Origin of the sequence: Nocardia sp. NPDC051832 (assembly GCF_040681285.1) — a bacterium.
Taxonomy (GTDB): domain Bacteria; phylum Actinomycetota; class Actinomycetes; order Mycobacteriales; family Mycobacteriaceae; genus Nocardia.
Map to the genome: position 1 here is coordinate 1008898 of NZ_JBFAYL010000002.1, position 18794 is coordinate 1027691.

The 18794-nt window shown below is 68.0% G+C and carries 18 protein-coding genes; 8 read left to right on the forward strand and 10 right to left on the reverse strand.

Annotated features, from left to right (window positions below; genetic code table 11):
- Positions 1-32 precede the first annotated feature (32 nt).
- Together AB0M14_RS14580 and AB0M14_RS14585 are read right to left on the reverse strand one after the other, a co-directional pair.
- A complete protein-coding gene (locus tag AB0M14_RS14580) occupies positions 33-587 on the reverse strand; it encodes a hypothetical protein (protein WP_364994056.1) in 555 nt (184 codons plus the stop codon).
- A 425-nt stretch (positions 588-1012) separates the two neighbouring features.
- Positions 1013-1879, reverse strand: a complete 867-nt coding sequence (locus tag AB0M14_RS14585) for a peptidylprolyl isomerase (RefSeq protein ID WP_364994059.1) — start codon at positions 1877-1879, stop codon at positions 1013-1015.
- Positions 1880-2028: 149 nt separating this feature from the next.
- On the opposite strand from AB0M14_RS14585, the gene hisS reads away from it, so the two are divergent.
- Positions 2029-3300: a histidine--tRNA ligase gene (gene hisS / locus AB0M14_RS14590; protein WP_364994062.1), complete on the forward strand. Its 1272-nt coding sequence runs from the start codon at positions 2029-2031 to the stop codon at positions 3298-3300.
- Between the two features lie 142 nt (positions 3301-3442).
- Positions 3443-4090, forward strand: coding sequence for a hypothetical protein (locus AB0M14_RS14595; protein ID WP_364994065.1), 648 nt, complete (start codon positions 3443-3445; stop codon positions 4088-4090).
- 105 nt (positions 4091-4195) lie between these two features.
- On the opposite strand, the gene AB0M14_RS14600 is transcribed toward AB0M14_RS14595, so the two are convergent.
- The gene (locus AB0M14_RS14600) at positions 4196-4624 is read right to left on the reverse strand and encodes a MarR family winged helix-turn-helix transcriptional regulator (protein WP_364994068.1); all 429 of its coding nucleotides are present in this window, start codon (positions 4622-4624) and stop codon (positions 4196-4198) included.
- A gap of 69 nt (positions 4625-4693) precedes the next feature.
- On the opposite strand from AB0M14_RS14600, the gene AB0M14_RS14605 reads away from it, so the two are divergent.
- The 3 genes from AB0M14_RS14605 (at position 4694) to AB0M14_RS14615 (ending at position 6574) form a co-directional block, all read left to right on the forward strand.
- On the forward strand, positions 4694-5161 hold the full coding sequence (locus AB0M14_RS14605; RefSeq protein WP_364994070.1) for a MarR family winged helix-turn-helix transcriptional regulator: 468 nt from the start codon (positions 4694-4696) through the stop codon (positions 5159-5161).
- Positions 5162-5258: 97 nt separating this feature from the next.
- The gene (locus AB0M14_RS14610; RefSeq protein WP_364994073.1) at positions 5259-6272 is read left to right on the forward strand and encodes a malate dehydrogenase; all 1014 of its coding nucleotides are present in this window, start codon (positions 5259-5261) and stop codon (positions 6270-6272) included.
- A gap of 140 nt (positions 6273-6412) precedes the next feature.
- A complete protein-coding gene (locus AB0M14_RS14615; RefSeq protein WP_364994076.1) occupies positions 6413-6574 on the forward strand; it encodes a hypothetical protein in 162 nt (53 codons plus the stop codon).
- A gap of 64 nt (positions 6575-6638) precedes the next feature.
- Here the strand turns inward: AB0M14_RS14615 and AB0M14_RS14620 are convergent, their stop codons facing one another.
- From AB0M14_RS14620 to AB0M14_RS14635, 4 genes are all read right to left on the reverse strand, one after another.
- A complete protein-coding gene (locus tag AB0M14_RS14620; protein WP_364994079.1) occupies positions 6639-7721 on the reverse strand; it encodes a 2-oxoacid:ferredoxin oxidoreductase subunit beta in 1083 nt (360 codons plus the stop codon).
- The gene (locus AB0M14_RS14625) at positions 7721-9658 is read right to left on the reverse strand and encodes a 2-oxoacid:acceptor oxidoreductase subunit alpha (protein WP_364994082.1); all 1938 of its coding nucleotides are present in this window, start codon (positions 9656-9658) and stop codon (positions 7721-7723) included. Before AB0M14_RS14625 ends, AB0M14_RS14620 begins: the two co-directional genes overlap by 1 nt.
- 68 nt (positions 9659-9726) lie before the next feature.
- Positions 9727-10743: an Rv2578c family radical SAM protein gene (locus AB0M14_RS14630; RefSeq protein WP_364994084.1), complete on the reverse strand. Its 1017-nt coding sequence runs from the start codon at positions 10741-10743 to the stop codon at positions 9727-9729.
- A 31-nt stretch (positions 10744-10774) separates the two neighbouring features.
- Positions 10775-11779 carry an NAD-dependent epimerase/dehydratase family protein gene (locus tag AB0M14_RS14635; protein ID WP_364994086.1) on the reverse strand — a complete coding sequence of 335 codons (1005 nt, stop codon included), beginning with the start codon at positions 11777-11779 and terminating at the stop codon, positions 10775-10777.
- Between the two features lie 180 nt (positions 11780-11959).
- On the opposite strand from AB0M14_RS14635, the gene AB0M14_RS14640 reads away from it, so the two are divergent.
- Both AB0M14_RS14640 and AB0M14_RS14645 read left to right on the forward strand, forming a co-directional pair.
- Positions 11960-12277, forward strand: a complete 318-nt coding sequence (locus AB0M14_RS14640; protein WP_364994089.1) for a type VII secretion target — start codon at positions 11960-11962, stop codon at positions 12275-12277.
- A gap of 10 nt (positions 12278-12287) precedes the next feature.
- Positions 12288-13943 carry a hypothetical protein gene (locus AB0M14_RS14645; RefSeq protein ID WP_364994092.1) on the forward strand — a complete coding sequence of 552 codons (1656 nt, stop codon included), beginning with the start codon at positions 12288-12290 and terminating at the stop codon, positions 13941-13943.
- Between the two features lie 62 nt (positions 13944-14005).
- Here the strand turns inward: AB0M14_RS14645 and AB0M14_RS14650 are convergent, their stop codons facing one another.
- Both AB0M14_RS14650 and AB0M14_RS14655 read right to left on the reverse strand, forming a co-directional pair.
- A complete protein-coding gene (locus AB0M14_RS14650; RefSeq protein WP_364994095.1) occupies positions 14006-14503 on the reverse strand; it encodes a hypothetical protein in 498 nt (165 codons plus the stop codon).
- 121 nt (positions 14504-14624) lie between these two features.
- Positions 14625-15545, reverse strand: a complete 921-nt coding sequence (locus AB0M14_RS14655; RefSeq protein WP_364994098.1) for a neutral zinc metallopeptidase — start codon at positions 15543-15545, stop codon at positions 14625-14627.
- A gap of 231 nt (positions 15546-15776) precedes the next feature.
- Here AB0M14_RS14655 and aspS point away from each other — a divergent pair, with 231 nt between their 5' ends.
- Positions 15777-17570 carry an aspartate--tRNA ligase gene (gene aspS, locus AB0M14_RS14660; protein WP_364995791.1) on the forward strand — a complete coding sequence of 598 codons (1794 nt, stop codon included), beginning with the start codon at positions 15777-15779 and terminating at the stop codon, positions 17568-17570.
- 60 nt (positions 17571-17630) lie between these two features.
- Here the strand turns inward: aspS and AB0M14_RS14665 are convergent, their stop codons facing one another.
- Positions 17631-18704, reverse strand: coding sequence for a hypothetical protein (locus AB0M14_RS14665; protein ID WP_364994101.1), 1074 nt, complete (start codon positions 18702-18704; stop codon positions 17631-17633).
- Positions 18705-18794: the final 90 nt, after the last annotated feature.

An 18794-nucleotide genomic window follows, 5' to 3' on the forward strand; every position in this document is an offset into this window, starting at 1 on the left:
CAGCGGGCGTTCGGTGTTTCGGTGGGGGAGAGCTACTGCCGGACGCGTTCCAGACCGCGGGCTTCCATTTCCCGGCCGCGAGCCGCGATGGCCCGGGCTTCCTCGTTGCGCTTGCGCACGGCCTCTTCGGGCGGCTGCGCCTGCCCTACTTCGATGAGCATCCGTACCGCGGCCAGTTCCGGCGCCACCCCGAGGCGGGTGAGGTGGGCCGCGATGGCCTGGCGGCGTTCCTGGGAGTCGTACCGGACGAGGGGTTGCTTGGCGGCGCTGGCGGTGGCCGCCATGCGCGTGGCCTCGGCTTGCGCGGAGAACCGGTCCTTCTCCAGCGAAATGCCTTTGGCCGGTGCGCCTTTCTCCACCAGGCGCGCGAGCTCTACGTTGCGCGGGTCCTTGGCTTTGAAGTCGCGCGCCTCGCGGATCTGAAGCTCCCGGGCTTCCTTCATCCGGGCTTCGGTGACCTTGACGCGAGCTTCGGCTTCCTTCTGGCCACGCTCGCGGGAACGCAGCGCGACAAGGGTCGCAAGCTGCAACATAGTCCTCATCATGGCCGCGGTCTCCCGGCCGATGTCGTCCAGTTCCTCGGACATGGCTGCTCCCCGATGCTGCAGTGATCACTATGGATGTTGTGGTGCTTCGTCCGGACATCGCCGCGCGAACTGTAGCCCGTTGGACAATGCCCCGCCTGCAAACGTGGACACCCGGAGGACTCGTGTCGCGGCTTCCCTAAGGGGATCGCCCATCTGATTTAGGGATGGCTACGCTACGTGTACTCCTTGGTTCGAGATTACCCGAGAACTGCCAGCACCAATCGCATGGACGTGCCGGATTCAGCATATATCTCACTATTCCGTCCCGCATCGGGAAGTTCAGGAGGAAATCAGGTTTAAGGGCACCCTTGCCGGATGATTAGGTGTGCCTACCCTTTTGGGGGTCTACCTGGGGATACGGCACGGGCCCGGTACCTGTGGGGTACCGGGCCCGAAGTCAATGCCTCTGATCGGAGTGTTGCCGATCAGTTGTCGAGCAGGACCGACTGGATCTCCACCGGCGTGAGCGGCTTGCCGTCGCCCGGGCCATTGGCGTCGTCGCTGCCGCCCGCGGCGACCTTGTCCAAGGTGGCCAGGCTGTTCTCGTCCACCGATCCGAAGATCGTGTACTGCGGCGGCAGCTGCGAATCGCCGTAGACGATGAAGAACTGGCTGCCGTTCGTGCCGGGGCCGGCGTTGGCCATGGCGAGTACGCCGCGCTTGTAGTCGACCGGCGTCTGAGCGCTCGGATCGGTCTCGGCGTACTGATCGGTCGGGTACTCGTTGGCGAATTGGTAACCGGGCCCGCCCATTCCGGTGCCGGTCGGGTCACCGCACTGCAGCACCTTCAGGCCCGCGCCGGTGGTCATCCGGTGGCAGGAGGTCCCGTCGAAGTACTTCTGCTTGGCCAAGCTGACGAAACTGTTGACCGTGCACGGCGACTCGGCGTTGTTCAGCGTCAGGCCGATCGGGCCCGCGCTGGTCTCCATGCTCATGCTGATCTTGGCGTTCGCGCCCGTGGTGGGCACCTCGGTCTTCTCCGGCTTGGTCACCGGCTTGTCGGCCGGCTTGGCGCTGTCGGAGTACGTGCAGTTGACCAGGTCCGCCTTCGGCTTCGCGGACGGCGGCGCGGACGCGGTCAGCGAGGCATCGGGCTGGGCCGTGTCGTCCTTCTTGTCCTCACCCTTGGTGAGGAAATACACGCCGGTGGCGGCCGCTACCGCGACGACCACGCCGAGTACCGATCCGGCGATGGTCAGTTGCTTGCGCCTGCGCGCCCGTTCGGCACGGTTGGCCAGCTGGCGCTCGAGCTTGCGTTTCGCCGCCGCTCGTCGCTGTTCGTTGGTCGGCACTACCACGTTCCTCCCGTTTTCCGTTCCGTTCGGGGAAGAGTGTGCCATCCCTACCTGAGACACCCGCGCACTTCCCTGAGAACAAGCGCGGCGCGCGCCTGCGATAACCGGTTGGACTTCGGTGGGCACGGTGGTGGAAACTTGCCCTCGTGACCAAGACCAGCAGCTTCTCCGCCCCGAAGGGGGTCCCGGATTACGTGCCACCCGGTTCGGCCGAGTTCGTCGCGGTGCGCGACGGCCTCATCCGCGCCGCCCGACTGGCCGGATACGGGCATATCGAGCTGCCGATCTTCGAGGACACCGGGCTGTTCGCGCGCGGTGTCGGGGAGTCCACGGATGTGGTCACCAAGGAGATGTACACCTTCGCCGATCGCGGCGACCGCAGTGTGACGCTGCGGCCCGAAGGCACCGCCGGCGTGATGCGCGCGGTCATCGAGCACGGGCTCGATCGCGGGCAGCTGCCGGTGAAGCTCGTCTACTCCGGTCCGTTCTTCCGCTATGAACGGCCGCAGGCGGGGCGCTACCGGCAGTTGCAGCAGGTCGGCGTCGAGGCCATCGGCGTCGACGACCCGGCGCTGGACGCCGAGGTGATCGCGATCGCCGACGCGGGCTACCGCGGTCTCGGGCTGGACGGTTTCCGGCTGGAGCTCACCTCGCTCGGCGACGACACCTGCCGTCCGCAATACCGCGAGCTGCTCCAGGACTTCCTGTTCAAGTTGCCGCTGGACGAGGAGACCCGCCGCCGGGCCGAGCTCAACCCGCTGCGCGTCCTCGACGACAAGCGGCCGGAGGTGCGCGAGCTGACCGCGGACGCGCCGCTGATGATCGATCACCTCTCCGAGTCCGCCAAGGCGCACTTCGATCAGGTGCTCGGCTACCTCGACGCGCTCGGCGTGCCGTACGTGGTGAATCCGCGCATGGTCCGCGGGCTGGATTACTACACCAAGACGACCTTCGAGTTCGTGCACGACGGTCTGGGCGCGCAGTCGGGCATCGGCGGCGGCGGCCGGTACGACGGGCTGATGGCCCAGCTCGGCGGGCAGCCGCTGTCCGGCATCGGGTTCGGTCTCGGCGTCGACCGCACGATGCTCGCGTTGCAGGCCGAAGGCAAGGCGGCGGGCGATCCGGCGCGGTGCGAGGTGTTCGGCGTGCCGATGGGCGAGGCCGCCAAGCAGCGCCTCGTGGTCGTGGCCGCGCAACTGCGGGCGGCCGGGGTGCGGGTCGACCTCGCCTACGGCGGACGTGGCGTCAAGGGGGCCATGAAGGCCGCCGACAAGTCGGGCGCGAAGTACACACTCGTGCTCGGTGATCGCGACCTCGCGGAGAACACCATCGGCGTCAAGGACATGTCGAACGGTGAACAGCGGCAGGTGACCCTGGACGAGGTCGTCGCCGTCGTTCGCGAGTCGCTCGCGGGATAATCCCCGCTCCGCGCCCCGCGCGGAGGTAACCAGGTGTCTCGAAGCTCGTTGCGCGGTACCGTATCTGCGCACCTCGGGGTGCGGACCGTGTCGGCGGCCTGTGAGCGGTCGCCAGCGGTGGTGTCGCGGAGAGGCTGGGGCAGTGCAGAGCAATACTGGGGGCTCGGACGGTAATTCGCCGATCGGCCTCGATCTGGTGGCTCCCGAGGTGTACGCGCCGATGCTGCGCCGCCTGGCGCTGGCGGCCACCGGCATCGGGGTCGGCGCGGCACTGCTCGCGGCGACGGTGGCCAGCTGGCCGGTGGCGCTCGCGATCGGCTTCGCTGTCGGGGCGCCGACCGTCGGCTACGCGATGGCGTCGCGGCGACGGCGGATGTGGCTGAGCGGGACCACCATTCACGCACAGCGGATCCTGGGCGCGCGCCGGATCGAGGTGGCCGCGGCCAACGGGGTCGAACTGCTGGTGTTCCCCGGGCGTTTGAGCCGCATCGTCCTGCGCGTCACCACCGGCCCGGACACGCAGATCATCCCGCTGGCCATGTACACCGACGCGGGCAGCGGCCGCGAACTACACCTGCTCGGCCTGCGCAAGCTCGCCGACGCGCTCGCCGCGAGCCAATTGGCCGCCGCCGTAGCCGTTTCGGCGGTCCTGGTGCAGCAGCTCAAAGCCGAGGCCCGGGACGCGGGACTGGGGGAGCGGCCGCTCTACCGTGCGGTGCAGCTGGTCCGGGCCAAGGAGCTGGTCTCGCCGATCGTGCTGACGGATCGCGAAGTCGCCGAGCTGACTTGACGCATCCCGCGCAGGTACGCATGCAGTGCGTGTTTGCACGCGATGCAAACACGCACAGGCTGCGGAACTTTCGCGGCGCTGGACTGATTCGCGCAGGTCGAGAGTCTATCGCCGATGGGCGGCGACGGCGTCGACGTTGTCGGAGACACGCTGGAGCAGGCGAACAAGGGTGTCGTACCCGTCCGGGCCGAGGCCTTCGACGACGGCGGCGCGTTCGCCGTCGATGAGCTCGGCGACGGCGCGAGTCTCGTTCGCGCCCAGGTCGGTTGGCGTGTAGCGGCCGTCCGCGGCCACGCGTACCCAGCCGCGCTCGACCAGCGCCGCGACGTGCGGCTCGACAGTCGGTTCCTGGTCGTCGAGGAAATGCGCGAGCGCGCGATCCAAGCCGGCGCGGTCGGCGGGTTCCTGGCGCAGTGTGTTGAGGATCTGCCAGGACCGGCGGGTCAAGTCACGAGCGCCGAGCAGGGCGGCGAAGTTCTGTTCCAGTCCGTTGTGGATGTGCGTGAGGTAGTAGCCGAGCGGCTTGGTGGTCATCTTCAGCTCCAGAAAGATTGTAAAAGTACAAGTATATGTAATTTAACATGCATCTGTAGGATGGCGAGAATGACGGAGATGGACCCCGCGACAGCGGCGATCGAGCGGGCCATGGTGGCGATCCGGCGCAGCCAGACCCGCCGCACGCTCAACCGCCTGCGCGGGGAAGGTCCCGCGATCGACCCCACCGTGTTCGGCGTGCTGGACGCCGTGGCGGAGCGCGATGGCGACTGCACGGTGGGCGACATCGCGACCGCGCTGGACGTCGATCAGCCGCGCGCCAGTCGCCTGGTGGCGGGTGCGGTCGCCGACGGCTTGCTGGAGCGGCGAGCTGACCGCGTCGATGCCCGTCGGGTCCTGCTGCACCTGACAGCCGACGCGCGCGTCGCACTCGAACACGCGCGCAGTGTGCGGCAGGAATTTTTCGGCCGCGCGATCGCCGACTGGCCGGACGCGGACCGCGCCGAATTCGCCCGCCTGCTCACTCGATTCGTAGCCGACTTCCAGTCTGTCACCACAGCAATTCCGGACCGGTGAGCAATGTCTACTGTTCCGTAGCTCACGCCTAGCTTTCGATAGCGGTGAGAATCGATAGGCTGGGGAGTGAATGTACTTCTATCGCAAGGAGTTCGTTGTGAGCAGCGCTGCCGCCCGGAAAACACCCGTAACCGTCGCCGTCACCGGCGGCGCCGGACAGATAGCCTACGGTCTGCTGTTCCGGATCGCGTCCGGCGCGATGCTCGGTCCGGACACCCCGGTGCGGTTGCGGCTCTTGGAGATTCCCGCGGCGGTCGCGTCCCTCGAAGGCGTGGCGATGGAGCTCGACGACGGCGCCTTCCCGCTGCTGGAGTCCATTGATATCAGCGACGATCCGTGGATCGGGTTCGACGGGGCGAACGTCGCGGTGCTGGTCGGCGCCCGGCCCAGAACCGCGGGCATGGAACGCGGCGATCTGCTGGCCGCCAACGGGCCGATCTTCACCGAGCAGGGCCAGGCCATCAACGCCAGCGCCGCCGCCGATGTGAAGGTGCTCGTGGTCGGCAACCCGGCGAATACGAACGCCTTCATCGCCATGAGCAACGCTCCGGATGTGCCGGCCGAACGATTCACCGCGCTGACCCGGCTCGACCACAATCGCGCGATCGCGCAACTGGCGAAGAAGACCGCCCGGCCCGCGGCGGAGATCGAACGAGTCGCGATCTGGGGCAACCACTCCGCCACCCAGTACCCCGACATCACGCATGCCACGATCGGCGGCCGCCCCGCCCTCGACCTGATCGATGACCAGACCTGGGTGCGGGAGGACTTCATCCCGACCGTGCAGCAGCGCGGCACCGCCATCATCCAGGCGCGTGGCGCGTCCTCGGCGGCCAGCGCGGCCAGCGCCGCCCTCGATCACATCCACGACTGGGTCCTCGGCACCCCCGAAGGCGCTTGGACGTCGATGGCGGTGCCATCGGACGGTTCCTACGGCGTCCCCGCCGGCCTGATCAGCTCCTTTCCGGTGGTCTGCGCCGAGGGCGGGTACCGGATCGTCGACGGTCTCGACGTCGACGACTTCTCGCGCGCCCGGATCGACGCCAGCGTCGCCGAGCTCGAGGCCGAACGCGACGCCGTCATCGACCTGGGATTCGCCAAACGCGACTGAGAAATCCGCGAAAGCGCAGCGCACGGCCTTCGGGCCGTGCGCTTTTTTGTTCTCACCGACACCCTTGGCATCACTACAGATGGAGTACTACATTCACATCACTACGAATGCAGTGGTTCAAGGAACGTCAAGGAGACACCGTGCGAAACCAGCTTCAGAACACCGTCCTCGACAACAACGACCAGGCGCAGAACCGCGCGGCCCGGCGCGGAAAAGGTAAGGCGGTCCGCAGCATTCAGCCGACCGGCCGCTTGAACACCTCGCGGCGGCCCTCGGCCGCTCCGCGTCGCAGTGCCTACTGACATGCGGGCGAACGCCGAAAAGGCGGTTCCGGCTTCGGCCGGGACCGCCTTTTCGCTGTATGAACTATGTTCCGACGGTCCAGGTTTCAGTGCCGCTGAGCAGAGCTTGCAAGGAGTCGCCGTCGACGGGCCCGCGTTCGCGCGCCGCGTCGGCCTGGGCGCGAACGCCGTCGTCGTAGGTGGGGCGGCTGACGGCGCGGAAGACGCCGGTGACGACATGGCCCAGGTCTTGGTCGGACAGGCGGGACAGGGCGTAGGCGTATTCCGGGTTGTCGCGGTAGGCGTCGTGCACGATGATGTCGGATTCCTCGACGTCCGCGGTGCGCGCCACCAATAACGCGAATCCGGAACGGACCACGGCGAATTCGCCGTCCGCGCCGAAACGGATCGGCCGGCCGTGGTGCAGCGGGATCAGGCGGGATTCGGCGTCACCCTTGCGGAGCACGTCGAAGGAGCCGTCGTTGAAGATGGGGCAGTCCTGCAGGATCTCCACGAACGAGGTGCCGCGATGCTCGGCGGCGGCGCGCAGGACCTCGGTCAGGCCCGCGCGGTCGGAGTCCAGAGCTCGTGCGGCGAAGGAGGCTTCGGCGCCCAGGGCCACCGACAGCGTGTTGAACGGATGGTCCACCGAACCCATCGGCGTCGACTTGGTGACCTTGCCCGGTTCCGAGGTCGGCGAGTACTGGCCCTTGGTGAGGCCGTAGATCCGGTTGTTGAACAGCAGAATCGTCATGTTCACATTGCGCCGCAGCGCGTGGATGAGGTGATTGCCGCCGATGGACAGGGCGTCGCCGTCACCGGTGACCACCCACACCGACAGATCTGGGCGGGTCACCGCGAGCCCGGTCGCGATCGCGGGGGCCCGGCCGTGGATGGAATGGATGCCGTAGGCGTCGAGGTAGTACGGAAAGCGGCTGGAGCAGCCGATGCCGGACACGAACATCAGGTTCTCCCGGCGTAAGCCGAGGTCGGCGAGGAAACCCCGGACGGTCGCCAGGATGACGTAGTCGCCGCAGCCGGGGCACCAGCGCACCTCCTGGTCGGAGGTGAAGTCCTTGACCTTCTGCGGGGCGTCGGCAGCCGGCACGCCGGATAATCCGGTGAGCCCCAGATCGGCGCCGACGAGCGAGGTTTCGGTGACAGTCATCAATTACCCCCGGTCGGGATGTAGGTGGCGCGCGCTCGCGCGGTGAACGCCTTGTCCTGTTCCATGTCCTCGATCGACCCGTCCAGCGCGGCATCGATGACGCCGACGAGTTCCTGCGCGGAGAAGGCGGTGCCCGCGATCTTCGTCCACGGCTTGACGTCGACCAGATACTTCCCGCGCAGCAGCAGGGCCAGCTGCCCGCCGTTCATCTCCGGCGCGACCACGGTCCGATAACGCCGCAGGACCGCGCCGAGGTTGGGCGGCAACGGATTCAGGTGCCGCAGCTGCGCGTGGGCCACCGGGACGCCGCGCCGGCGAGCCCGCCGGCAGGCCTCACCGATCGGGCCGTAGGAACTGCCCCAGCCGATGATCAGCAGCTCGGCGCGCCCGTCCGGATCGTCGACTTCGAGGTCGGGCACGGTGATTCCGTCGATCTTGGCCTGCCGCAACCGCACCATGAGTTCGTGATTGGCAGGGTCGTAGGAGATGTTGCCGGTGCCGTCGGCTTTCTCCAGCCCGCCGATGCGATGCGCGAGGCCCTTGGTGCCGGGCACCGCCAGCGGGCGGGCCAGGGTTTCCGGGTCGCGGGCGTAGGGCTGGAAGTCCTCGGATCCCGCCGGGGTGAAACCCGGTTCGATCGGCGCCAGCCGCGCGACCTCCGGAATCGACCACGGCTCCGAGCCGTTGGCGATCGAGCCGTCCGACAGCAGCAGCACCGGCGTGCGGTAGGTGAGCGCGATCCGGGCGGCCTCGACCGCGGTGGCGAAACAGTCGGCCGGGGAGCGTGGCGCGAGCACCGCGACCGGGGATTCGCCGTTGCGGCCATAGAGCGCCTGCAACAGATCCGCCTGCTCGGTCTTGGTCGGCAAGCCCGTGGAGGGCCCGCCCCGCTGGACGTCGACGATCACCAGCGGCAGTTCCGTCATCACCGCGAGCCCGATGGTTTCGCTCTTGAGCGCGAGACCCGGCCCGGAGGTGGAGGTGACGCCCAGCGCCCCGCCGAGCGAAGCGCCCAGGGCCGCACCGATTCCGGCGATCTCGTCCTCGGCCTGGAAGGTGGTCACACCGAAGTTCTTGTGCTTGCTGAGTTCGTGCAGGATGTCGGAGGCGGGGGTGATCGGGTAGGTGCCGAGGAACACCTCCAGCCCGGACAGCTGCCCCGCCGTCACCAATCCATAGGCGAGCGCGGTGTTTCCGGTGATCTGCCGATAGGTGCCGGGCGGCAGCGTCGCCGGCGCGATCCGATACGTGGTGGCGAAGGCCTCGGTGGTCTCGCCATAGTTCCAGCCGGCCCGGAACGCCAGCACGTTCGCCTCGGCGATCTCCGGCTTCGCTCCGAACTTCTCGCGCAGGAACCGCTCGGTGCCGCCGATCGGACGCCCGTACATCCAGGACAGCAGGCCCAGCGCGAACATGTTCTTCGCGCGCTGCGCGTCCTTCTTGCCGACTCCGGCGGATTCGGTGGCGCCCATGGTCAACGACGTCATCGGCACCCGGTGCACCACGAAGTCGGTGAGCGTGCCGTCGTCGAGCGGATCGGCGGGATAGCCGACCTTGGACAGCGTGCGCTTGCTGAACTCGTCGGTGTTCACGATCACCGTCGCGCCGCGCGGCAGATCTTCCAGATTCGCCTTCAGCGCAGCCGGATTCATCGCCACCAGCACGTCGGGCTGATCGCCCGCGGTCAGGATGTCGTAGTCGGCGATCTGGATCTGGAACGACGAGACACCGGGCAGCGTGCCCTGCGGTGCGCGGATCTCGGCCGGGAAATTGGGCTGGGTGGCGAGGTCGTTGCCGAAAGCGGCCGCCTCGTGGGTGAAACGGTCGCCGGTGAGCTGCATGCCGTCACCGGAGTCACCCGCGAACCGGATGACTACCTTTTCCAATTTTATTGCGGCGGCACCGCTTTGGTCCGCCGGGTGGGTCCACTGCGCCATCGGCCTGCGTCACTTCCTCGTCATAGACGGGTGCCATTGGCCAAAGTACTCCGATTCCGGGAGCCCCTTCAGGCGAACAGCGTGAGCTGCGGATCGGTGGTGTGCTCCGGCTTGGTTTCGGCTGCCGACGGTAGCGCGGTTTCCCTTGTCAGGCCGTGTTTTTGCAAAAGCGGGCCGAGGCGCTCGCGTAACCACGCCGCATACTCCGGCGTCACGTAGGCGCCGCGCCCGTACAACTGGCGGTAGCGGCGCAGCAGCGCCGGATGCTCGCGGGCCAGCCACTCCAGGAACCAGCCGCGGGTGGCGCCGCGCAAATGCATCGGAAACGCCACCGCCGACGTCGCCCCCGCCGCGGCGATCTCGCCGAACAGCTCGTCCAGGTGGGCCCGGCTGTCGGTGAGATACGGAATCACCGGCGCCACCATGACATTCACCTCGAAGCCGGCCTCGGTGAGCGCCTTGACCAGCTCCAGGCGCGCCCGCGGCGAAGGCGTCCCGGGTTCCAGGCCGTGATGCAGTTCCAGGTCGTAGATCGCGATCGAGACCGCCACGCTCACCGGCACCTCGTGCGCGGCCTGAGTGAGCAGCGGCAGATCCCGGCGCAGCAGCGTGCCCTTGGTGAGGATGGAGAACGGGGTGCCGGAGCGGGTGAGTTCGCGAATGATGCCCGGCATCAACCGGTATCGGCCCTCGGCGCGCTGATACGGGTCGGTGTTGGTGCCCAGCGCCACCGGCTCCCGATGCCAGGAACGCCGGCCGAGTTCCTTGCGCAGCACCGCGGCGATATTCGTCTTCACCACGATCTGCGCGTCGAAATCCCGGCCGGCGTCCAGATCCAGATATTCGTGAGTGGGGCGGGCGAAGCAGTACCGGCACGCGTGCGAGCAGCCGCGCATCGGGTTGATCGTCCACCCGAACGGCAGGTTCGAGCTCTCCGGCATTTTGTTCAGGGCGCTCTTGCAGAGCACCTCGTGAAAAGTGATGCCTTCGAATTCGGGAGTCTGCACGGTGCGCACGAACCCGGCCCGGTCGAGACCGGGCAATGCGCCGTCGTCGGCGTCCAGGGTTTGGTTCTGCCACCGCACCCCCTCAGTCGAACATGTGTTCTAAGAAGTGTCAAGCGATGCGGCGGGTGTCCTCGGGCACGAAGGCGGCCGGGTCGTTGAAGAAGGCGACCAGGTCACGCACGGTGTCCTCGGTGGATCGCGGCTGGTAGCCGAGTTCCTTGGTGGCCTTACCGTGATCGACGATCGGCGCCGAGATGATCGCGCCCAGCGCGGCTTTCGAGAGCACCTCGCTGCCGAAGAGTTTGCCGATCGGCTCCAGCACCGGCATCACGCCGGCGACCAGCTTGACCGGCACCTCGAAGCGCGGGCCCTTCCGGCCGTTGGCCGAAGCCGCCATGCGACACAAATCGATGGTGGTCACCATCTCGCTGCCGAGCAGGTAATTCTCGCCGGTGCGGCCGCTCTGTGCGGCCAGGGTCAGACCGAGCGCGACGTCCCGCACGTCGACCATGTCGAAGCCGCCGCTGATCATCGCCGGGACCTTGCCCAGCGACGCGTCCTTCAGATACTTGTTGACCCGCGACAGCGGGGTGCAGAAGTCGGCCGGACCGTAAACGCCGGTGGGGTTGCAGATGACCGCGTCCAGGCCCTGGTCGATGACCTTGCGCAGCTCGATCTCGCCCTGCCACTTGGAGCGGTCGTAGACCGGCAGTGCGGGATCGGTGGAGCGCACGGTGGACTCGTCGATCCGCCCGCCGCAGGTGTACTGGTTGAACGCGTGGATGGAGCTGGTGTGCACCATGCGCCGCACGCCCGCCGCGAGCGCGGCCTCGGCCACCACGCGCACGCCTTCGGTGTTGACCTTCCAGGCGAGATCGTTCTTCTCGGAGAGCGTGATCACCGCGACCAGGTGATACACCAGCTCATTGCCGGCCAGGACGTCCCGCATCGATGCGGGATCCAGGACGTTGCCCGAGACCCAGGTGATCCGGGGATCCGTAGGGTGTTCGGGAACGGCCCGATCGATGGCGGTGACCTCGTGTCCCGCCGCGACGAGCAGGGGGAGCAGGTTACTGCCAAGGTAGCCGGCTGCGCCGGTCACTGCGACCTTCATGTGATCGAGAATATAGAACTCGTTCTAATTTGCAACACGTTCCAGTTAGGCATCCGGACACCTGTATCGGCTCGAAAACTGTGCGCCAGGTCGGCTATATTGAGCGCCAACCGTAGCGGCCGGTTCGAACGCTAGGTGGCGAAACACAGTGATGTCACAAACAACTTGGGGGGTGCCAACTTGACGAATCTCGCGGTAGACACTGACGCGGTGCGCATGTTCGGCGTGCAGAACGCGAACATCGCCAGCCAGATCTTCGGTGTGGCGAATGTGGACTCGGCGGCGAGCGTCGCGGCGATGGTGCCGGTCTTCGGCGTGATCGGCGCCGATTTTCTGATGAGCTTCACCGCGGCGCAGGTCCTGCAGGCCAAAGACATGAACGAGCTCGGGGCCAAGTACTCCGAACTCGCGGCCAACGCCCAGACGGCGGCGCAGTCCTATCTGGCCGAGGATTCCACCAACGCGGTGAATCTGGCGGTCCAGAACAACAAGCTCTGAGGCGGGGGATATGAAACCAATCGATTCCGGGAATACCGGCGTGATCGCGCCGCAGGACATCCCGGCTTCGGAGTCGCTGCAGCATGCTGCCGCGACATCGCACGAACCGGCCGTCGCGGCCGTGCAATCCACCCAGCAGGCGGTTCCCGACGTGCCGCTCGGGCAGTGGCCCGCCGATGTGGCCGAACCCGAGTCGCCCGCACTGGTGTACGCGCGCAAGCTCGCCGAGGACCAGCAGAACGCGGGCACCATGCCGGCGGGGCTGGGGCTCGGCGGCCTGACCGGTCAGCCGATCGCCGACACCCAGAACCTGCTCAACGCGGTGCCGGCCGATGTGTCGAGCCTGCTCAGCGGCGCGCAGACGTCCATCACCGCGGCTGCGCAGCAGGCCCAGACCGCGGCGACCAGCGCGCTCACCGGCGCCGGCAGCGCACTCACCTCCGGCGAGCTGCAGAAGCAGGTCGCCTCGATCGCCGACACCGCCGGGCTGTCCTCGGTGCTCAACGACCCGGCCACCGCGGTGAACTCGCTGCTGAACGGCGCGTCGCTGTCCGCGCTGCCCGGTGTCGACCAGCTGCTCAGCCCGATCCTGGAGCTGCTCAGCAGCTTCGGATCCGGCGTCATGGGCGCGCTCGACCCGACCGCGATCATGAGCAGCGCCTCCTCGGTCATCGAGTCCGCGATGGAGGTGGGCCAGGGCGCCATCACCAGCGTGCAGCAGTTGTGGGAGGGCACCGCGTCGGAGCAGGCGACCATCGCCGCCCAGCAAGCCAACACGCAGGGCACCGAGACCAGCCAGCGCGGGTTCGACATCTCCGATCTCACCCAGAAGGCCGCGGCCGTGGTGCAGACCGGCAACACCCAATTGACCGGTATCGCCACGTCGTTCGCCTCGCAGGCGGTCGCGATGGCGCCGGTCATCCTGACCCCGCCCGGTCAGGCCGCGCTGGTGGCCTCGGCGACCGAGCACCTCGGCAACGCGGTCTCCGTCGTCAACGCGACCCGCGGTGACCTGTCCGGCAAGACGACGGAGCTGAACGCCATGCTCCAGGGCCTGCTCGGCCAGAGCGGGTTGCCCTCGGTGCAGGAAGTCGCGGAGACGGTGGCGCAGAACGTCGCCGAGCCGCTGTCGACCACGGCGCAGGAAGCCGCGACGCAGGCGCAGTCCGCCCTGACCTCGGGCTCGCCGTCGAGCACCACCACCCCGGCCTCGACCAACCCGTCGGCGGTCAATACCGCCGGAACCCCGGGCACCACCAGCGCGCTGGGCACGGGTACCCCGCGGGGCACCACCGGCACGCCGAGAACCGGTACGGGCAGCGGGAATCCGTCCACCGGCAATCCGGCCGCCAAAGCCGTCTCGGGTGTACCCGGCACGGTCTCGCCGTTGCGCGCGGCCACCGTCCCGACCGGTCTCGGTACCGGCCTGAACGCCTCGACGACCCCGGCTGGCACCGGCAACTCGTTCATGGGCAACCCGGCCGGCGCGGCCAACCGCGGCGGCAACAACGACGACGACGAGCACGATCGCAACGTGACGCCGTACCAGAGCCTGACCGGCAACGACGATCTCACCGGCCCGCTCGGTGAATCGACGCCGGACGTCATCGGCGCTACGCACTCCGATGAGATGCTCGGGATGGATTACGAGCAGGATCAGTTCTAGCCGTACGAAAAACGGTGCCCCGCTTCCCTTTCGGGAGGCGGGGCACCGTTTCTTATACGGGCCTAGTCCTGGACGAAGGCGTCGAACAGCCGGCGGTAGAGGGCCGCGAAACGAATCCGCCCGTCCTGCTGTTCGGGCGAGAGCCCTTCGCTGAAACCCGGCGCGTACAGGATCAAATGCACTTCCTGGCCGCGCTCCTCGGGCATCAGGTCGATGATCTGTTTGCTCTCGTCGGTCACCGCGGGCTCCCCGAGATCAACCATCGACAGCGACCGGATCTCGGCTTGCGCGGCCCGCAGCACGTCCGCGCGGATCGAGCCGTTGAGCTGCTGCGGCGGCACGTCGGGCGCCCGTCCGGCGAAGGCGGCATCGGGCTTCTTGATCGCCCGGCCGTCCGGATACACCTCGAGTTCGGGGCGCAGGTCGTGGCGGCCGGACCAGCCGTGCGGGATGTTGGTGAGGGTGATCTCCGCCAGCGACGGCGGGTCGGCCGCGGCGAGGCCCGAGCCCGCCGCGAACAGCAGAACCAGAAGAAGGACAACCGATTTCGCCTTGCGCATGAAAACCCCTAGTTGTTGGAACCGGGTAGTGCCTCGACGGTCGAACGCGCGGGAACCGGGGGTTCCCGCGCGCTGCGGTGCGGATCATTCTGACAGTGCGCGCCGGCCGGCGCGGGCCGGATCAGCGCAAGGCGGGCGGATTGCGCAGATCGGCGGCGGCGAAGGTGTCGCAGCCCTTGACCTGGCCGCTCTTGTAGCCGGCCAGGAACCAGGCCTGGCGTTCCTCGGAGGATCCGTGGGTCCATGCCTCCGGATTCACCCGGCCGGTGGCCGCGCGCTGGATCCGGTCGTCACCGACCGCGGCGGCCGCCGAGAGCGCGTCCTTGACGTCCTGGTCGGTCAGCGGCTTCAGGAACGGCTGCTCGCCGCCGGGCGCGGGCTGCTTGTCGGCGTAGTGCGCCCAGATCCCGGCGTAGCAGTCGGCCTGTAGTTCGGTGCGCACCGCGCCGGACTCGGGTCCGTTCGGATCCCGCTGGGCCCGGCCGAGATCGCCGAGCAGGTTCTGGATGTGATGCCCGATCTCGTGCGCCACCACGTACTCCTGGGCCAGCGGGCCGGTGCTCGCGCCGAAGCGCGTGGTCAGCTCGTTGAAGAAGCGGACATCGAAGTAGGCGGTCTGGTCGAGCGGGCAGTAGAAGGGACCGACGTCGCTGGTGGCGTTGCCGCATCCGGTGGCGGTGGCGCCGGAGAACAGGACGACCTGCGGCTTGACGTACTTGTCGCCGGTCTGCTTCGGAAACTCGGTGCCCCACACCGCGTTCAAGCTGGTGACGGTCGCCGCCACCCGGCAGTCCAGGTATTTGTTGGCGTCCTCGCCGGTCTTGCAGTGCTCCGGCGTGCCCGCGCTCGGCGCGGAGGGTGATTCCTGCACCCCGTTCAGTCCGCCGATCACCGAGCCCGGGTCCCCGCCCAGCAGCAGGACGACCACCGTCAGGATCAGACCGCCCAAACCGCCGCCCAGGGCTAGCTTTCCGCCCGTACCGGGACCACCCCCGGACCTGACCGCGTCCGGATCGATCTGTGAGCCCTCGTTGAAGGTCATGGGTGTCGCTCCTGTGTATCGAGTGGCCGTTGCGGGCGCGGTTCGTCGCGATGGAGCCAGAGCGCCTACAGCTTTACACGTGATACCCAGCAATCCGGGACTCACCGCGAACGTGTCGCGCCGGTCTGGTGCGGTCGCCCTTATTAGGGCTTGGGCCTGCGTCATCGCTACGATGGCTAGGCACCGGGACGGGGAGAATGCCCGGTGACCGCAATCGTCGAAAGGAACACCGTGCTGCGCACCCACTTGGCTGGTTCGCTGCGAAGCGAGCACGCCGGTCAGACCGTCACCCTCACCGGATGGGTGGCCCGGCGGCGTGACCACGGTGGCGTGATCTTCATCGATCTGCGCGACGCCTCGGGCGTCTCGCAGGCAGTGTTCCGCGAGGGCGCGGCGGCCGAGCAGGCCCACAAGCTGCGCGCCGAATTCTGTGTCCGGGTCACCGGTGTGGTCGAGCAGCGGCCCGACGGCAACGAGAACCCCGAGCTGCCCACCGGCCAGATCGAGGTGAACGTCACCGAGCTCGAGGTGCTGAACGAAAGCGCCCCGCTGCCGTTCCAGCTCGACGAGCAGCCCGGTGAAGAGGCCCGCCTCAAGTACCGCTACCTGGATCTGCGCCGCGAAGGCCCGGCCCAGACCATGCGGCTGCGCTCCAAGGCCAACGCCGCCGCCCGCGCGGTGCTGGCGTCGCACGAGTTCGTCGAGGTCGAGACCCCGACCATGACGAAGTCCACCCCGGAGGGCGCCCGCGACTTCCTGGTGCCCGCGCGGCTGCAGCCCGGCAGCTTCTACGCGCTGCCGCAGAGCCCGCAGCTGTTCAAGCAGCTGCTCATGGTCGGCGGCATCGAGCGCTATTACCAGATCGCGCGCTGCTACCGCGACGAGGACTTCCGCGCCGACCGCCAGCCCGAGTTCACCCAGCTCGACATCGAGATGAGCTTCGTGCGCCAGGACGACGTCATCCTGCTGGCCGAGGAGATCCTGGTCGCGCTGTGGAAGCTGATCGGCCACGACATCACCACCCCGATCCCGCACATGACCTACGCCGAGGCCATGCGTCGCTACGGTTCGGACAAGCCGGATCTGCGCTTCGAGGTCGAGATCACCGAGTGCGCCGAGTACTTCAAGGACACCCCGTTCCGAGTGTTCCAGTCGCCGTATGTCGGCGCGGTCGTGATGCCGGGCGGCGCGAGCCAGCCGCGGCGTCAGCTCGACGCCTGGCAGGAGTGGGCCAAGCAGCGTGGCGCTCGCGGTCTGGCCTATGTGCTGATCGGCGAGGACGGCGAGCTGACCGGTCCGGTCGCGAAGAACCTGTCCGAGGCCGAGCGTGAAGGTCTGGCCAAGCACGTCGGTGCGGAGCCGGGCGACTGCGTCTTCTTCGCCGCCGGCGACGTGAAGTCCAGCCGCGCCATCCTCGGCGCGGCTCGCGGCGAGATCGCGCGCAAGTGCGGCCTGATCGATGAGAACGCGTGGGCGTTCGTGTGGATCGTGGACGCGCCGATGTTCGAGCCGGCCGCCGACGCCACCGCGAGTGGCGATGTGGCGCTGGGTCATTCGGCCTGGACCGCGGTGCACCACGCGTTCACCTCGCCCAAGCCGGAGTCGGTCGACACCTTCGACACCGACCCCGGCACGGCGCTGGCCTACGCCTACGACATCGTCTGCAACGGCAACGAGATCGGCGGCGGTTCCATCCGTATCCACCGTCGCGATGTCCAGGAACGCGTGTTCAAGGTGATGGGCATCAGCCACGACGAGGCGCAGGAGAAGTTCGGCTTCCTGCTCGATGCCTTCGCCTACGGCGCGCCGCCGCACGGCGGTATCGCCTTCGGCTGGGACCGCATCACCGCGCTGCTGGCCGGTGTCGACTCGATCCGCGATGTCATCGCCTTCCCGAAGAGTGGTGGCGGCGTCGACCCGCTGACCGACGCGCCGGCGCCGATCACCCCGCAGCAGCGCAAGGAAGCCGGCCTGGACTTCAAGCCGGCGGACAAGAAGAAGGACGACGGCAAGCCTGCCGAGTAGTTCGAAGCAAAACTCCGCCCCGCGCTCGACAGAGCGCGGGGCGGAGTGCGTTTGCCGGGCCTACACCGGGGCGCTGTCGGCGAGGACGCGGTAGGCGTAGGTCACCGCGATGACAGCGATCGGCGCGGCGGCGAGCAGGCCGAAACCGCACAGCAACGCGCCCAGGAAGGTGATCACGATGACCGCCAGGGCGAGCAGCAGGCACGGACCGACATTGGCCATGACCAGTCTCGCGCTGGACTGGATGGCCTGGATCGGGCCCTGGTCCCGATCGATCACGTAGTGCAGGGCGAACATGCACAGGAATCCGATGATGATGCCCGGCAACACCAGCAGTGCCAAGCCGATGAAGGTCGCCGTGAAGGCCAGCAGCGAGGTCAGCAGCACGTTGCCCGCATCGCCGAACTGGAAGAAGGAGCCGAAAACCGGTGGGGTGCCGTCGGTTTCGTAGAGTGCGCCGCGCACCATGGCGGCCTGTAACAGCCACAGCGCCGCCATCACCGCGAGGAACAGCACCGTCAGCACCAGCACCGAATTCGGTTCGAAGAGCGCGACGAACAGCCAATACACCAGGTAGATGGCGAAACCGACCGCCGTAATGCCAAGCCACGGTGCGATATTCGCGCGGAACCGGTCCAGGCCGTAGCCCAGCGCGGCGCCGACATCGAGGCCGGTTCGCTGGTTGTGCGCCTGGTAGCCGTAGGTGGGTGGACCGGAAGGCTGCTGCTGCCCGGGCGGCGGCATGGCCCCCGGCGGCGGTTGCATGCCGCCAGGCGGGCCGTAGCCGGGCGGCGGGGGCGTTCCCGGCGGACCATAGCCCGGCTGGCCCGGGTGGCCGTGCTGGGGCTGGTAGCCCGGCTGGGGCTGATAGCCCGGCGGCGGAAAGCCTTGCTGCGGTGGATAACCCTGCTGTGGCTGCTGGCCGACGTCCGGCGGCGGCTCCACCGGCTCGTCGCCGTACTGCGCCGCGCCCGGGCCGCTGAATTGCGGGTAACCCGCCGCACCCGGCATCTCGTGCTTGCCGTGCCCGCTTTGTCCGGGTTCGGGGTCGGCCTGGCTACCCCCTGGTTCGGGCGCGTCGCCGGTGGGGGCCTTTTCTGGGTCCCTGGGGGCGGAATGCGGTGTGTCGGTCATTGTCGTCGACCTTTCCGGCGCAACTGGTTTGCGGTGTGGCGCACAACAGTTCAGGATGAGAAAACCGGACGAACGCACCTCGTGTCAAGC

Bases quoted from the DNA above. Each gene is read 5' to 3' on its own strand.
- AB0M14_RS14580 (WP_364994056.1), bottom strand. From the start codon at position 587: ATGTCCGAGGAACTGGACGACATCGGCCGGGAGACCGCGGCCATGATG.
- AB0M14_RS14600 (WP_364994068.1), bottom strand. From the start codon at position 4,624: ATGACCACCAAGCCGCTCGGCTACTACCTCACGCACATCCACAACGGA.
- AB0M14_RS14605 (WP_364994070.1), top strand. From the start codon at position 4,694: ATGACGGAGATGGACCCCGCGACAGCGGCGATCGAGCGGGCCATGGTG.
- AB0M14_RS14620 (WP_364994079.1), bottom strand. From the start codon at position 7,721: ATGACTGTCACCGAAACCTCGCTCGTCGGCGCCGATCTGGGGCTCACC.
- AB0M14_RS14625 (WP_364994082.1), bottom strand. From the start codon at position 9,658: ATGGCGCAGTGGACCCACCCGGCGGACCAAAGCGGTGCCGCCGCAATA.
- AB0M14_RS14635 (WP_364994086.1), bottom strand. From the start codon at position 11,779: ATGAAGGTCGCAGTGACCGGCGCAGCCGGCTACCTTGGCAGTAACCTG.
- AB0M14_RS14645 (WP_364994092.1), top strand. From the start codon at position 12,288: ATGAAACCAATCGATTCCGGGAATACCGGCGTGATCGCGCCGCAGGAC.
- AB0M14_RS14650 (WP_364994095.1), bottom strand. From the start codon at position 14,503: ATGCGCAAGGCGAAATCGGTTGTCCTTCTTCTGGTTCTGCTGTTCGCG.
- AB0M14_RS14655 (WP_364994098.1), bottom strand. From the start codon at position 15,545: ATGACCTTCAACGAGGGCTCACAGATCGATCCGGACGCGGTCAGGTCC.
- AB0M14_RS14665 (WP_364994101.1), bottom strand. From the start codon at position 18,704: ATGACCGACACACCGCATTCCGCCCCCAGGGACCCAGAAAAGGCCCCC.